The sequence below is a fragment of the Hongsoonwoonella zoysiae genome, assembly GCF_013266695.1.
GTDB lineage: Bacteria > Pseudomonadota > Alphaproteobacteria > Rhizobiales > Stappiaceae > Hongsoonwoonella > Hongsoonwoonella zoysiae.
In genome coordinates this window covers 2,063,535-2,078,197 of sequence record NZ_JABRXF010000001.1, presented here as the reverse complement: position 1 = coordinate 2,078,197, position 14,663 = coordinate 2,063,535, and the positions used below count along the sequence as shown (strand labels likewise).

At 58.3% G+C, this 14,663-nt stretch carries 13 protein-coding genes; 8 read left to right on the top strand and 5 right to left on the bottom strand.

Features of this window, described 5'->3' with window-relative positions:
• Positions 1-95: 95 nt before the first annotated feature.
• The 4 genes from HPQ64_RS09635 to HPQ64_RS09620 form a co-directional block, all read right to left on the bottom strand.
• Positions 96-1,178: an AI-2E family transporter gene (locus HPQ64_RS09635; RefSeq protein ID WP_172888127.1), complete on the bottom strand. Its 1,083-nt coding sequence runs from the start codon at positions 1,176-1,178 to the stop codon at positions 96-98.
• A gap of 360 nt (positions 1,179-1,538) precedes the next feature.
• Positions 1,539-1,868 carry a hypothetical protein gene (locus HPQ64_RS09630; RefSeq protein ID WP_172888126.1) on the bottom strand — a complete coding sequence of 110 codons (330 nt, stop codon included), beginning with the start codon at positions 1,866-1,868 and terminating at the stop codon, positions 1,539-1,541.
• A gap of 271 nt (positions 1,869-2,139) precedes the next feature.
• On the bottom strand, positions 2,140-2,724 hold the full coding sequence (locus HPQ64_RS09625; protein ID WP_172888125.1) for a c-type cytochrome: 585 nt from the start codon (positions 2,722-2,724) through the stop codon (positions 2,140-2,142).
• A complete protein-coding gene (locus tag HPQ64_RS09620) occupies positions 2,724-3,977 on the bottom strand; it encodes a PQQ-dependent sugar dehydrogenase (protein WP_172888124.1) in 1,254 nt (417 codons plus the stop codon). The genes HPQ64_RS09625 and HPQ64_RS09620 overlap by 1 nt, the downstream gene beginning before the upstream one ends.
• Positions 3,978-4,537: 560 nt before the next feature.
• Between HPQ64_RS09620 and dctP the strand changes: the two genes are divergently transcribed.
• The 3 genes from dctP to HPQ64_RS09605 all read left to right on the top strand — a co-directional run bounded on the left by dctP (position 4,538) and on the right by HPQ64_RS09605 (position 8,419).
• The gene (gene dctP, locus HPQ64_RS09615) at positions 4,538-5,638 is read left to right on the top strand and encodes a TRAP transporter substrate-binding protein DctP (protein ID WP_172888123.1); all 1,101 of its coding nucleotides are present in this window, start codon (positions 4,538-4,540) and stop codon (positions 5,636-5,638) included.
• Positions 5,639-5,723: 85 nt separating this feature from the next.
• Entirely contained in the window at positions 5,724-7,064 is a 1,341-nt protein-coding gene (locus HPQ64_RS09610) for a TRAP transporter small permease subunit (protein ID WP_172888122.1), read from the top strand.
• Positions 7,064-8,419 (top strand): TRAP transporter large permease, encoded by a 1,356-nt coding sequence (locus tag HPQ64_RS09605; RefSeq protein WP_172888121.1) that lies wholly within the window; start codon positions 7,064-7,066, stop codon positions 8,417-8,419. The genes HPQ64_RS09610 and HPQ64_RS09605 overlap by 1 nt, the downstream gene beginning before the upstream one ends.
• Positions 8,420-8,653: 234 nt before the next feature.
• On the opposite strand, the gene HPQ64_RS09600 is transcribed toward HPQ64_RS09605, so the two are convergent.
• Positions 8,654-9,247 carry a TetR/AcrR family transcriptional regulator gene (locus HPQ64_RS09600; RefSeq protein ID WP_172888120.1) on the bottom strand — a complete coding sequence of 198 codons (594 nt, stop codon included), beginning with the start codon at positions 9,245-9,247 and terminating at the stop codon, positions 8,654-8,656.
• 161 nt (positions 9,248-9,408) lie between these two features.
• Between HPQ64_RS09600 and HPQ64_RS09595 the strand changes: the two genes are divergently transcribed.
• The 5 genes from HPQ64_RS09595 to hydA all read left to right on the top strand — a co-directional run bounded on the left by HPQ64_RS09595 (position 9,409) and on the right by hydA (position 14,621).
• Positions 9,409-9,702 (top strand): DUF1330 domain-containing protein, encoded by a 294-nt coding sequence (locus HPQ64_RS09595; protein ID WP_172888119.1) that lies wholly within the window; start codon positions 9,409-9,411, stop codon positions 9,700-9,702.
• Positions 9,703-9,739: 37 nt separating this feature from the next.
• Positions 9,740-10,735, top strand: coding sequence for a haloalkane dehalogenase (locus HPQ64_RS09590; protein ID WP_210260142.1), 996 nt, complete (start codon positions 9,740-9,742; stop codon positions 10,733-10,735).
• A gap of 26 nt (positions 10,736-10,761) precedes the next feature.
• The gene (locus HPQ64_RS09585; protein ID WP_172888118.1) at positions 10,762-11,436 is read left to right on the top strand and encodes a DNA-3-methyladenine glycosylase I; all 675 of its coding nucleotides are present in this window, start codon (positions 10,762-10,764) and stop codon (positions 11,434-11,436) included.
• Between the two features lie 203 nt (positions 11,437-11,639).
• Positions 11,640-12,809, top strand: coding sequence for an amidohydrolase (locus HPQ64_RS09580; RefSeq protein WP_172888117.1), 1,170 nt, complete (start codon positions 11,640-11,642; stop codon positions 12,807-12,809).
• A 399-nt stretch (positions 12,810-13,208) separates the two neighbouring features.
• The gene (gene hydA / locus HPQ64_RS09575) at positions 13,209-14,621 is read left to right on the top strand and encodes a dihydropyrimidinase (protein ID WP_172888116.1); all 1,413 of its coding nucleotides are present in this window, start codon (positions 13,209-13,211) and stop codon (positions 14,619-14,621) included.
• Positions 14,622-14,663: the final 42 nt, after the last annotated feature.

The following is a 14,663-nucleotide window of genomic DNA, read 5'->3' as shown; positions in this document are numbered from 1 at the left end:
GGATCAGCCGAAACTTCCGTCGCGGATGCTAACACTTATTCACGCTCAAGTGCGTGTGGGCCAGCATGATGCGGCAAAAGACGCAAGCGGCGTTCTCACATTCGGGAAATGCCGCTGGCGGGGGAGTTGTTCCTGGAAAACAGTTGGTTTTGGCTCATGGGAAGCGCGTTCCTGAGCGCGGCATAGATGATCAGCATCGACGGCACGGCAATGAACCCGCCGACCGGGCCCCAAAGCCAGAGCCAGAAAGCGAGCGCGAGAAACACGAAGAACGGATTGAGGGTCAGCGTGCGTCCCAGAACATGCGGCGTAACGAACTGGGACTCCAGCGCATTAAGCCCGAGATAGGCCCCCGCCGGCACCAGCAGTGCGGGAAAGGTGTTGAACGTCGCGATACCTACCAGAAGCAGGATCACCACCATCAAGGCCGGACCTACGTAGATCACATAGTTGAGCGTGAAAGCGAGAAGGCCCCACAACATAGGCGACGGCACGCCGAGGGCGAACATCACAACACCCACGGCAAAGCCGAGCGCGGCGTTGATGAAGGTGATCGAAAGCAGATAGGCCGAGACGTCGCGTTCCGTATCGCGGAAGAAATGCGCCGCGCGCAGCTTTGCCGCACGGCTGAAGCAGAGCGAAAGCACGCTCAGGCGAATGCGGTCCCGCGTCGCGATGAAGAAGTAAAGGCTTGCCAGGAACAGGAGCACCTGCGCGACGATCGTCGGCGCGATATAGGCGATCTGGGCAACGGTCGAATCTTCCTCCACCGTCACCTTCATCGACGAACTTTGGCCGGCGATATCGCGAAGCTGATCGCGCAGGTTGGACAGGGAGTCGAAAAAGGGTTCCCAGCCGGTAATCTGGAACTGCAGCTTGCGCCAGATAAGCGGCAGACGGTCGATCCAGACCGACAGGGGCAGCGCGAAAAGCGTGACGCAAGTCGCGATAATCACAAGCAGGAGCAGGACGACCGCAAGGGCGGATATCGACGGCGGAATACGCCGCGTCTCCATCAACGTCGCCACCGGCGAGAACATCAGCCCCAGGATGATCGCAACGAAAATCGGCGCCAGCAGAAACTGCGCGTTCCTGAGCACGATAAAGAGGCCGACCGCGCCGAGGAACACCAGCGACGCGCGCGAGGCAGTTTGCAGTATCGCCTCGATATTTCCCACAGGTCCGCGCCGCGGAGATATCAGGCGCGAGGCAATCCGTTGGCGATGCATTCAAGAAAGGCCCCTCTTTCGCCCTTAACGCCCGAAGGCGACATTCGGTTCCCAGCTCACGGTGCACCGGCCGGCATGGATGGAAGATAACGCCTCATGGGGTTTCCGTTACTCTGGCCCAAAAATTGATTTCATGCATTTCTTCACCAGAGAAGCGCCTTGCAAGGACGTTACAATTACTAAAAATTCGCCCTTGCACGGCGCATCCATTCTTACTTCACTGCGCAACGCGCACAGTATTCATTTCAATAGATCAATCTTATCAAATTATGTCAGAAAAACGCTAAAGTGCCACATCGGAGGCTTGGATTAACACCAGCTGGTACAGCAAAAGACGGACAATACCGACTCCAACTTTCCGGAGCGCTCAAATAAGGTCTGGTCCCTAAGCCTTGCGGATTTCGAAAATACCTCGTCTTCCGAGCTGGCGGTCACGGTCTTGACCATCGCATCGGTATCCAGCGTGAGGTTCGCCGTAACGCTCGGAAGCTCGCGGTTCTTGAAAAAGATTGTCTCATTCGCACGGTGGCGAGCGCTGTAAAGCGTCAATCTATCGGAATACTGGTGCACATAACGAATGCCATTCGGGCCGTGCAGTTCGACATGCGAAATACAGGCTCTGTCATCCACCTGACCCATTGTTTTCGGCCAGGGACAGTCGGCTCTGGTCTTTTCGAGTTTCTTCCGCCAAAGCATCGCCGGCAGCCGGACCGGGGGTCAGATCAGTGGCAGGAAGGGCCAAGGCAAGTACCGCACCCACAAAATTCATTGGAAGGGTGGAAGGGGGTTCATAGTTCATCTCCCTTGCCTGTATTAGAAGAGCGAATGAGCCTACGTAAAGATCCATATAGCGGATTGTGCGTCCTCGTGCGCGGCGCTAACTGCGCCGCGCACGAAACTTTCCAACCCCTTATTCCGACTGTGTGATTTCGAGTTTCACCGAAGCATACCAGTCCGCGAGGTCGCGGATTTCTTCATTCGTCAGGTCGGCGGCGATCGCGGACATGACCTCGTCGGTACGCTTGCCGAGTCGGAAGGCCTTCAACTGCGTATCGATATAGATCGCACTTTCACCGGCGAGATTTGGCACGTTCTCCACCTGGCCGATGCCGGTCGCGCCGTGGCAGGCGACGCAAAGCTCCGGTGCATCCTCCTCGCTCTTGCCAGCAGGAAGCGTGGTGGAAACCTCGTGAGACGAATACCAGGCACTGAGATCGGCGATCGACTGATCGTCAAGGTTCTTTGCAACCACGCTCATCATTTCGTGGGTGCGGGTGCCCTGCCTGAAAGCCTTGAGCTGCTTTGCAATGTAACTGGCGGGTTCCCCGCCGATGTGCGGGGCAATGGGAATTTTCGCATATCCGTCAAGGCCGTGGCAGGTGCGGCACTGACCCGCTTTCTTGCGCCCGGCCTGCGGATCGCCGTTCAGGTCATCGGCGAATGCACCCTGGGCGAGGAAGACCCCGCCCAGGATGAGAATTGCGGCACGAAGCATCAATTGCCCTCATACGAAATGCGATAGATCGCACCGGCAAGATCGTCGGAAACGAGGATCGAGCCGTCGCGAAGCTCCGCCACGTCGACCGGTCGGCCGAGATACTCGCCGTTCTCGTCAATCCAGCCTTCGGCGAAGGGTTCCGTGGTCGCGTTGCCCTCGTCGTCGATATGGGTGACCATCACGCGGGCGCCGACGGGCGTCGTACGGTTCCACGATCCGTGCTGAGCGGAAAAGATCGCGTTCTTGTAGTGCGCGGGGAACATGTTGCCCGTGTAGAAGTGCATACCAAGGTCAGCCGCATGCGCCACCGTTTCGACCGCCGGCATCACGACATCGACCGGCACTTCCTCGTCCTTGTATTCGTTCGTGCGGACATCGCCGCCGCCATACCAGGGGAAGCCGAAGTGCTGACCCTGAGCCGTCTGGCGGTTGATTTCGCCCGGCGGAATGTCATCGCCCATGCCGTCCACCTGGTTATCGGTGAACCAGAGTTCGCCGGTGACGGGGTGGAAATCGTGACCCACGGAGTTCCGGATACCGTAGGTATAGACTTCACGGCCGGTACCGTCGGTGTTCATGCGGATCATGCCGCCGATGCCGTGCTTCTTGTACAGGTCGAGCTTTTCGGGCGGCGTGACGTTGAACGGCTGACCAAGCGAAATGTAAAGCTTGCCATCCGGCCCGATCTTGCACACGCGCGCGGTGTGGTTGTAGCTCTCCTCCTCCGGCGGGATAAGTTCGCCCTGCTTGACGACGTTGAAGGCCGCCACATCCGGACTTTCATAGAAGAATTCCGCCGCCGGATAGACCAGAACGCGGTTCTGCTCGGCGATATAAAGGAAGCCGTCGCTGGAGAAACAGGGGCCGTTCGGGATCGCGAATTTCAGCGAGGGCGCGAAATCCTTCACCTCGTCCGCCACACGGTCCTTGTTGCGGTCGGTCACCGACCAGACCTTGTCCTTGCGCGTGCCGACGAAGGTTACGATGCCTTGCGGACCCACCGCCATATGGCGCGCATCGGGAACGACGGCATAAAGCTCGATCTTGAAGCCGTCCGGCATCTTGATGCGTTCGAGATTTTTCCTGATGCCGTCGGCATATTCGCCGGTCTGCTCGATAAAGGTGAATTCTGTCGTCCCCGTGCTCTGGAAATTCGAGAGCTTTTCGAGATTGTCCGGCACGGGGGCCTGGGCATTGGCTATGCCCGCACCCAGGAACAGGCATGCGGTGGCCAGCAAAATCTTCTTCATGAGGTTTCCTCCCGTATGGAAAATTGAGTGCTTGCGCGTTTTTCTTGATTTGGATTTCTCGCAGCACTCGACAGAATAATATTATTTATTTTTCGCGCCTTGGCTACTGCCCAACGCGCGATTCGGGCTGTTTATCAACGCTCGCACGAACATTGATTAACAATCTTGAGGCGCAATTCACTGATAATGCACGCGGTCGAGTCGCGACAACGTGAGCGCATAATGAATAAAGCCTCACAGTACACTCAATTGAATATGGTATGATTCGGCAATGTCCCAGTCAGCTCCGTCTTGGAGGGCAATTAAATTTGCTATCCTAAATATTTGCGCCGCAACAGCATTTTTGGTGCAACGCATATATGTTTTTGGATAAATACATTTTCATAAACGGAAATAATAAGTCGTTCTGAATTTGCACCCGACGGTTTACCTCACCCGGCGGCGTAGCTATCATAATATTTATTCGGGAAGGCAACGTGGGACTGCGCCACAACCCGGCATATACAAATCAATTTTGACCCGGCCGGCCGTTGTCGCAGTTGAACAAGGGAGGAAAACCCATGACGTCCAAACTGAACAGACGCAGGTTTTTGAAAGCAGGCGCGGGCGTGGCTGCGGCAAGCGCGCTGGCCGCCCCGCATATCGCCAACGCGCAGGCGCAGGGCACCACCTGGAAAATTCAGACATCGTGGCCCGGCGGCGCCGGCCTGCAGATCTTTAAGGACTGGTGCGCGACGATCGTCGAGAAGACAGGCGGCGAGCTTGCGTTCGAGCCTTTCGGCGCGAATGACGTCGTCGGCGACTTCCAGCTTTTCGACGCCGTGAAGAACGGCGTGCTCGACGCGGTGAACCCCTTCACGATCTATGCGCAAGGCATCATCCCGGCAGCGACGTTCCTGACGTCCTATCCGCTGGGCCTTCGCAACCCGCACGAGTGGGATGTCTTCTTCTACGGGCTCGGCGGGCTTGAGATCGCCCGCGAACTCTATTCCGCTCAGGGAATGCACTACGTCGGCCCCGTCCACCACGGCCCGAACATCATCCACTCGAAAGTGCCGATCCGTTCGATCGACGATTTCCGCGGTCGCAAGATGCGCCTGCCGGGCGGCATGGTCGCCGAAGTCTTCACCGAGATCGGCGCGGAAACGACCGTTCTTCCTGGCTCGGAAATCTTCCCCGCGCTGGAAAAGGGCACGATCGACGTCGCCGACTATGTGGGCCCGGCGGTGAACTACGCCCTCGGCTTCTCACAGGTGACGAAATACATCTCCATGGGCCCTCCGGGCTTCATGTCGCTCTATCAGCCGGTCGACCTTATGGACATCACGGTCTCGCAAAGTTCGTGGAATGCCCTGTCGGACCAGATGAAGCAATTCGTGGAGATGGAAACGCACGTCTATTCCGACCTGCACCATGCCAAGATCCAGAAGGCCGACCAGGAAGCCTGGGCGAAGTTCGAGGCGGACGGAACGGAAGTGACGCGCCTGACTCAGGACGACGTGGAGTTGATGACCGAGGTCGCAGTGCCGATCTGGTTCAAATACGCCAATCGCGACAAGGACTCGGCCCGGGTCTTCAAGATCCAGCTCGACTACATGACCTCCGGCTCGCTCGGCTACGTGTCGCCGGAACTCCTGGAAGGTCACGAACTCGATCTTTGACCGGTTCGCAAACCGGAAAGACGCCTGCGCGGAGTTTTCTTCGCGCAGGCTTTTTGCCTGTCGAAACTCACTTCCAGGTGCCTGAATGCCAAGCCTAGACTTCACGCTGCCGCACTGGGCCTATTGGCTCGGCCTGATCCTCTTTCCGCTGGCCGCGATGTGGCTGGCGCGACGACCAAAACCCGACCGCGGGCGATATTCGCTGCCGCTTGGCTATATGATCCTTGTCACGGGCGGGTTGATCGGCCTTCACCGCTTTTACCTGAAAAGCCTGCTCGGGCTTGTCTTCATCCCGATCTTCGGTTTCATCCTCTATGCAAACGGCGCGGCGAGCGATGCGCGCTCCGCCCTTTCGGACGCGAACAACACCATACGCGTTGCCGAGCGCACGCTGGAGCGGGAGGAACCGCGCGTAAAGACCGCTCTTGCCGATCTCGAAGAGCTCAGGGCGGACGTCGAGGCGGCGGAGGAAGGCTCCTTCGCAAAACGCAGCGCCGAAAGGCAGCTCGAACGCGCCGAAAGGCGCATCGAAACCGGCCAGGCGAGGATCGAGGAAGCACGAACCGAACTTGAGGCGATGAGGCCGGTGGCCGCCGAGGTGAGCGAGCGGCGCGCGTTCTGGAACAATGCCGCAGCTTACGCCTTCTACCTTATCCTCGCTCTTCTGGCGGTGGACGCCCTTCTTCTTCCGGCGATGGTGCGCCGCGCCAATGCCGAAATTCACGAAGAGCCGATTTCGGAAGCCGAGAAGGCGCTGGCCGCCCTGGAAGCCCAGGAGCGGAAGGAAGACATCGAACACGTCACACGCGGCTGGACAGGCTGGATAGACCGATTGTCGCTCTATGCAGGCGAATTCGTGAGCTATTGGGCGGTCATCGCCGTCTTCGTCTATTATTACGAGGTGATCGCCCGCTACGTCTTCAATTCGCCGACCAACTGGGCGCATGAGGCGATGTATCTCATGTTCGGCATGCAATACCTGATCGCCGGTTCCTACGCGATGCTGACCGAGTCCCACGTGCGGGTCGACGTCTTCTATGCCGCCATGTCCTCGCGCCGCCGGGCGATCGTCAATCTTCTGACGTCCGTCTTCTTCTTCATCTTCGCCGGCACGCTGCTGGTCACCAGCTATATCTTCGCCTTCGACGCGATCGCCGCTCCGTCCGGCAACAGTGTCGTCTCGGACTGGGCGCGGGGCCAGACCGGCTTTTTCGAGATGTTGTCGCGCATAACTCTGTCGGAATGGACAGACCCGAATATCCGCTGGGGCGAAATATCCTTCAATGAATGGGAGGTGCCGCTTTGGCCAATGAAATGGGTCATGGTCGTCGGCGGGTTGCTTCTCGTCCTGCAGGGCGTATCGAAAATCGCACAGGACGTGCGCACTGTCGTCATCGGCGCAAAAACGCTTAAAGAGGCTGACTAATGGGTCTTGACCTTTCCATCGAGTGGCTGACGCTCATCATGTTCGGGTCCCTGCTGATCCTGCTGATGGCGGGGCTGCCGCTTGCCTTCGTCACGGGCGGACTCGCGTGCGTCTTCCTCTTCGTTCTGGGTGACGCACAGGCGCTAAACATCGTGCCGAGCCGCATCTTCCCGCTGATGACGAACTATCAGCTTTCGGCGATACCGCTCTTCATCTTCATGGCGGCGATGCTGGAGCGTGCCGGCATCATCAACGACATGTTCGATGTCATCTACAAGGTTCTGGGCGGCATCAAGGGCGGGCTTGCCTCCGCCACCATCATCGCCTCGACGATCCTTGCCGCCATGGTCGGCGTCATCGGCGCCGCCGTCGTGACCATGGGCATCATCGCGCTGCCGGCCATGCTCAAGCGCCAGTACGACCCGAAGATCGCCATGGGCTCGATCATGGCCGGCGGCACGCTCGGCATCCTGATCCCGCCGTCGATCCTGGCGATCATCTACGCGGTGGTGGCCGAACAGTCCGTCGGCGAGCTTTTCATCGGCGCGGTGTTTCCGGGCCTCATGCTATCCGGCCTCTACATCCTCTATGTGACGGTCCGCTCTTATGTGAACCCGACGCTCGGCCCCCCTATTCCGATGGAAGAACGCGTGTCGACGCGCGAGAAGGTCGCACTCGTCTCCAAGATGTCGGCGCCGATTGCGCTTATCGTCATCGTGCTCGGCGTCATCTTCACCGGCATCGCAACGCCCGTCGAAGCCGCCGGCATCGGCACCTTCGGCGCCTTCATCGTCGCCGCGATCCACCGCAAGCTCGACTGGCCGACGGTGCGCGAGGCCTGCATCACCACGCTGAAAGCCTCGGCCATGGTCATCTGGATCATGTTCGGCGCAACGATCTTCGTCGGCCTCTACGTGCTGGAGGGCGGGCAGGAATTCGTGCAAGGCGCGCTGGAAGGCACCGGCTTCGGGCCCTGGGGCATCCTGATCCTCATGCAGATCGTGCTGATCGTGCTCGGCATGTTCCTGGACTGGGTCGGCATTCTCCTGCTTTGCGTGCCGATCTTCGTGCCGATCGTCAAGGCGCTGGGGGCGGCGTCCTTCGGCCTCGACAGCCCGGACGACCTCGTCCTCTGGTTCGGCGTGATCTATCTGGTCAACATGCAGATGAGCTTCCTGTCCCCGCCGTTCGGCTATGCGCTTTTCTACCTGCGCGGCGTTGCACCGGACTCCATCCCGATGTCGGACATCTTCCGCTCCGCCCTGCCCTTCCTTGCAATACAGCTCATAGGTTTGGGGCTATGCATGATCTTTCCCGAGATCATCACATGGCTTCCAAACCAGGTTTATGGCTAGGTCGTCCCACCCAAAAGAGGTCATCCATTAGGGAATAAACGCACGCCGAAAATCCAAGAAACAATGCGTCTCGTGAAGCCTCTTAGGCAAGACTGCAGTATGGACGGCCCGGATGGAGCACTGTGGGACGCCTCTCCCGCTTCATGTCTCATCGTAGACAGCGTTTCTCTCGCCGGCACATTCAGGGCCCAGAGTCCTTCCGAGATCGCAGGCGGTTTGGCAGCAGGAGTTCAATCATTCTGCAAAAACCTCCAACGCTTTCAGTGTCGTGTTCGCGGCCAGCCACAGATCTGCCTCGTCCCTCACGACTTTGCTCATGGCATTTATGCCAATCAGCAAATTTTGAAGCGACAGCGCCAGGGCATGCACGTCCGTGGACGCGGGGAACTCTCCCTGCTCCACCCCCCACCGCAACAATTCCTCGAACCGCTCCAAGCTTCCTAGAACGGCGGACTTTATGACTCCGCCGAGTTCGTCGTGAACGCCGCAAAGCTCCGACACGCTATTGATCACCAAGCATCCGCGTGCTTGGGGGTCTCCCGCTCGAGCGCTGCAAGCCTGGCGAAACACTTCTGTTATCAGCTTCTTTACCACCACGCCTTTTTCGGCCTCCGTAAGCGCATTATCGGGCGATTGCGCGAAATAACGGGCTAGAACCTCCCTGAACAAAGCTTCCCGATTTTCAAACGCGTTGTAGAAGCTTGAACGCGTAATTCCGAGCCTCTCTGACAAGGCCTTCGCTGAGCATGCCTCGAAGCCGTTCCGCCAGATCTCGTTCATGGCAATTTCGATGGCCTCTTCGCGGTCGAATTTCGCAGGGCGACCCATAGTTTTTCCTTTTTTGTACACATATGGACATTACTCTGATTTTGAGTATTATACACATATGTCCAGTAAATGACCTCAAGATTTTGGTCCGCAACCGGCGCTCGTTCAGCGGCGGCAGTGGAACTGGGGCCTTGAGGCAAACCAGACAAGGCAAATGGATCATGAGCGCATTTTTCGTATCCACCGTATCCGTGAAAGACACTGAGAAGTTCCAGGAATATTCACGAAAGGCAGGCGAGACGTTTGCACCGTTCGGAGGGCAACTCGTCATCCGCGGCGCAGCAGCCGATACCATCGCAGGCAAATGCGCAGCACACCAAGCGGTCGGGATCGTCAAGTTTCCTAATCAGGAAACACTGATGGACTGGTTCCAGTCTCCCGCTTACCAGGAACTGATCCCGCTACGCGAAGAAGCTGCCGACCTGACCATCACGACCTATGTGATGCCTGCCTAAACCCCCTTTGAAATATCCATCGATCGGAGTATCCGAAATGAAGAAATCAATCATGCGCACGACAACGGTCGCGGCGGTCATTTTGCTCGGCCAGATCGCCCTAACCAATGCAGCGATCGCGCAGGATAAAGGATACAAGCTTCCCCGCCCATCAGTCACAGAAGAGCTATCCATCACATATAAGTATGCCGATGTCCTCGACAGCAGCATGTCTTATCTGGAGGTCGGAGAGGGCGATCCAGTGCTGTTTCTGCATGGCAATCCGACCTCGGCTTACCTGTGGCGCAATATCTTGCCATACATCGGCAAAGAGCACCGTGCAATCGCCGTCGATCTGATCGGTATGGGCAAGTCCGACAAGCCTTTAATCAGCTATACGTTCGCCGATCACTTTGCCTATCTCTCATCCTTCATCGACAAGATGGGGCTGGAGACGGTCACCCTGGTCGGGCATGATTGGGGCGGAGCACTCGCATGGGAATACGCAAGGCGCAACCCCGACCGGGTTAAGCGGCTTGCATTCATGGAAGCCGTACTCCCACCCGCCTTTCCGCGCCCAAGCTTTGAATCCATGGGCGAGGAAATGGGCAACATGTTTCGCGCCTTCAAGGATGAGCAGCAAGGGCATAAGCTAGTCATCGAGGACAACATGTTCGTCGATCAGGTCTTGCCGGGCTTCGTGAATCGTCAATTGGGAGACAAGGCCATGGCCGCCTATCATGAGCCATTTCTCAAGGAAAGCGACCGCGCACCGGTCCTCGCATGGCCGCGCGAAGTCCCCATAGCGGGCGAGCCGGCCGCGACGACCGAAGCTCTACAGCAGATTGAGCATTTCATGAGTGAAACTAAAATGCCGGTATTGCTGGCCTACGCGGAGCCGGGCGTTCTTGTCCCCCCAAAGGCCGTCGACTGGTACGTGGCCAAGATAAAAAATCTCGAAACGGCTTTTGTCGGTCAGGGTTTTCATTTTATCCAGGAAGATCAACCGGATGCGATCGGTCGGGCGATCGCGGACTGGCTACGTCGAAATTGACGAGCATTGAACGAGGAGAGTTCGGCATGAGGCGATTTTCCGAAATCCACGAACTTGCCTCACGCCACAAGGGCGGAGAAGACGCGCTCGAGCGTCTTCTCCAAAAGCCGAAATCGAAGGCGGAACTGGAAAAGATCGCGCCGGACAGATGGCTGAGCGAGATGACGCGCTGCGTCTTCCAGGCCGGGTTCAACTGGGCGCTGATCGACAGGAAGTGGCCCGACTTCGAGGATGTTTTCGAAGGCTTCGACGTCAATCGCTGGACGCTGATGTCCGATGAGGATGTGGAGCGGCTGGCCGGCACCGGCAGGATCGTCGCCAATATCGCGAAAATTCGCTCCGTCGGCGCCAATGCCGTTTTCCTGAACGATCTCGTCAGGGAGCACGGCTCCGTTGGCGCGGCGTTTTCCGGCTATCCGCCGGAAAGATACATCGATCTTCTCGGCATGCTGAAAAAGCGGGCGAACAGGATGGGCGGCAACGCGGGGCAGATATTCCTGCGCCGCATGGGCGTGGACGCGCTCATTTTCTCCGGCGACGTCGTCGCGGCACTCGTCCGCGAGGGGGTGGTGGACAAGGCGCCGACATCGAAACGCGACCTTGAAGCGGTGCAGGACGCACTGAACGCCTGGCGCGCGGAAAGCGGGCGCTCCCTGAACGAAGTCAGCCAGATCCTCGCTTTTTCCACCGGCCCTCACTGAAGGTGCCTGCCCGCGCGGCGAAAGGCGCTTCGCGCTCTTGAACATGCGCGGAAAAAAGAGAGAGCGGAAAGTGGTTTTGTCCTCGACAAGCTCCACGGCGGTTTGACAAGTTCGTGCCTGCGGGTCGCCGGCAGGCAATAACCACCGCCCCGAGGCGCCGCACCTTGCACAACCCGCCCCAAAAGAGGCTCAAGGCATTTGCTATGACCGGATTTCTGGACAACAGCGTCGACCTGGAACAACTGATAGGATTGCGCCGCTGGCTACATGCCCACCCTGAGCTTTCCCGGCAGGAAGTCGAAACGGCGGCCCACATGCAGGCTCACTTGCGGGAAAACTCGCCGCCAGACGAGATCGTGCCTCTTGCGGGATCCGGGTTCGCTGCCGTCTACAACGGGGAAAATGCGGGAAATACCGTCCTTGTCAGGACGGAACTGGATGCATTGCCGATCCACGAAATAAACGACGATATTTCCTATCGATCCGTGTATGACGGTGTCGGCCACAAATGCGGCCATGACGGGCATATGACGATCGTCGCCGGGCTGGCCCAGATTTATGCAAGGCAACGGCCTGCTCGCGGCCGTGTCGTCCTGCTGTTTCAACCGGATGAAGAAACCGGCACAGGCGCGCGCATGTGCTGCGAGCATCCGAATTTCGGGAAGATCAGGCCGGATTACGCCTTTGCCCTGCACAACTTCCCGGGTTTTCCCAAACACGAAATCCTGTGCCGGACAGGTGTTTTCACATCCGCCGTCCGTTACATGGCGATAAAGCTGAGCGGCCGGGAAGCGCATAGCGCCATGCCCGAAACCGGGATCAGCCCGGCACTTGCCATCGGCGAGATCACACAGGCTTCCGTTCGCATTCAGGAGAAATTCGACACCGCGGAGGAGCGCGCTCTGGTCGTGCCCGTGCGCTTCGACATGGGCGTTGCCTCATCGGGCGTCGCGCCGGGCCATGGCGAGGCTCATTTCACCTTGCGCACGCAGAGCAATGAGGTTGTCGACGAGATCTGGGCCGATCTTGCATCCGCTTCGCAACGCATAGCAGAGCAGCATGGCCTTCGGATCGACTTTGAGGAAATCGAGAAGTTCGCCGCCACGGTCAACGACGAAGACGCGGTCGCGATGATCGAAAAGGCCGCGCGGCATAACGGCCTCGGCTATACCAAGCTTGAAGCCCCCTTCCGCGCGGGAGAAGATTTCGGAGAAATCACACAGCGCTACAAAGGCGCGATGTTCGGTCTGGGTTCCGGAGAAAACAATCCCGAACTTCACAATCCCGATTACGATTTTCCCGATGAGATTATTTCATCAGGCATCGCCATGTTCAAATCACTGGTGGACCAGGCGGCGGAAGAAGCGCCCTGAAACGCACCATCTCCTCTTCCGTTCGATAGTCCGACCGACATTCAGGCGCGCATCAAACGCGACTTGCGCGAATAGCCCGCCGTCAGGAGAGCGGCGCGACGCTAGCTTTCAAGGACAACCCTTTTTAATTTCATTTAATTTTTCTATTAATTTTAATTACTTGAAAAAAATATAATAAAAAACAAAAAATTTTCTTGAGCAACGTAACCTGCCTCGACGATAGTCGGGCCGTTGGCCGGACACGCTTCACTGCGGGAAGAGACGATAAGAAGCGCACCAGGGAAGCCCTGCTCACCCACGCCGCCAACTGACGATTTCTGGCAGGGGGACCTGCCGAATTCAGGGTCTTGCAGGAACCGCCGCGCGGCCCGAAGACCCGTCAGGAAAAGAGGTACCGCCATGCCGGAGCTTGATTTCGCAATTCGCGGCGGCACGGTCGTCAACGCGTCTGACCGCTTCCGTGCCGACATCGGCGTGAAGGACGGACGGATCGTCCAGATCGCGGAGACGGTCGCGGACGCTCGGGAGGAATTCGACGCGTCAGGCCGCCTTGTGCTGCCGGGCGGCGTGGACGGTCACGTGCATCTGGCGCAGCCGACCAGCGACGGCACGGTGATGGCGGATGATTTCGAAACCGGCACGCGCGCGGCGACCGCCGGCGGAAACACCACCATCCTGCCCTTCGCGCTGCAGGAAAAGGGGAAATCGCTCCGCCAGTGCGTCAGCGACTACCACGAGAAGGCGAATGGCAATTGCTACATCGACGTTTCGTTTCACCTCATCGTCAGCGACCCGACACCCCAGGTGCTCGGGCAGGAACTGCCGGCACTCGTGCGCGACGGCTATACGTCCTTCAAGGTCTTCATGACCTACGACGACCTGATGCTGACTGACAGCCAGCTCCTTGAAGTTTTCGAGGTCGCCCGGCGCGAGCGCGCGCTCGTGATGGTGCATGCCGAGGGGCACGACGCGATCAAGCACATGACCCGCAAGCTTGAGGAAAGCGGCAGGACCGCCCCCTATTACCACGGGATCGCCCATTCCTCGATTGCCGAGCGCGAGGCCACCCATCGCGCGATCAGCCACGCGGAGCTGACCGATATTCCCATCGTCATTGTGCATGTCTCGGGCCGAGACCCGATGGAGCAGATCCAGTGGGCGCGAAGGCGCGGGCTCAAGGTCTTCGCCGAGACGTGCCCGCAATATATCGCGCTCACCATGGAAGACCTGAAAGGCCTCAACATGGATTTCGAGGGGGCGAAATATGTCTGCTCCCCGCCGCCTCGCGACAGGGAAAACCAGGAAGCGATCTGGGAAGGTATCCGGGACGGGACTTTCGATATTTTCTCGTCCGATCACGCACCGTTCAAATACGAGGGCGAAAACGGGACCGGCAAGGACAATCCGAACGCCCGAACATCCTTCAAATTGGTGCCGAACGGCATTCCGGGCATCGAGACGCGCCTTCCCATCCTGTTTTCCGAAGGGGTTTCCAGGGGGCGCATCAGCCTGGAGCGTTTCGTCGCCCTCACGTCGACAAATCCCGCGAAGCTTTTCGGGCTTTATCCAAAAAAGGGCTCGATCATGATCGGCGCCGATGCGGACTTCGCCATCTGGGATCCGGACCGCGAAGTCACCATCACGCAATCGGCCCTGCACCATGGCAGCGACTACACGCCATACGAGGGCATGGAAGTGAAAGGCTGGCCGGTCGCCACGATCCTGCGTGGACGGACGGTCATGCGCGACGGTGACATCGTGGGGGAAAAGACCTTCGGTTCGCATTTGAGCCGGACCACTTCTGATATGTAGGAACCATAAAAACTATCGTTATATCAATATATTATAAAATAT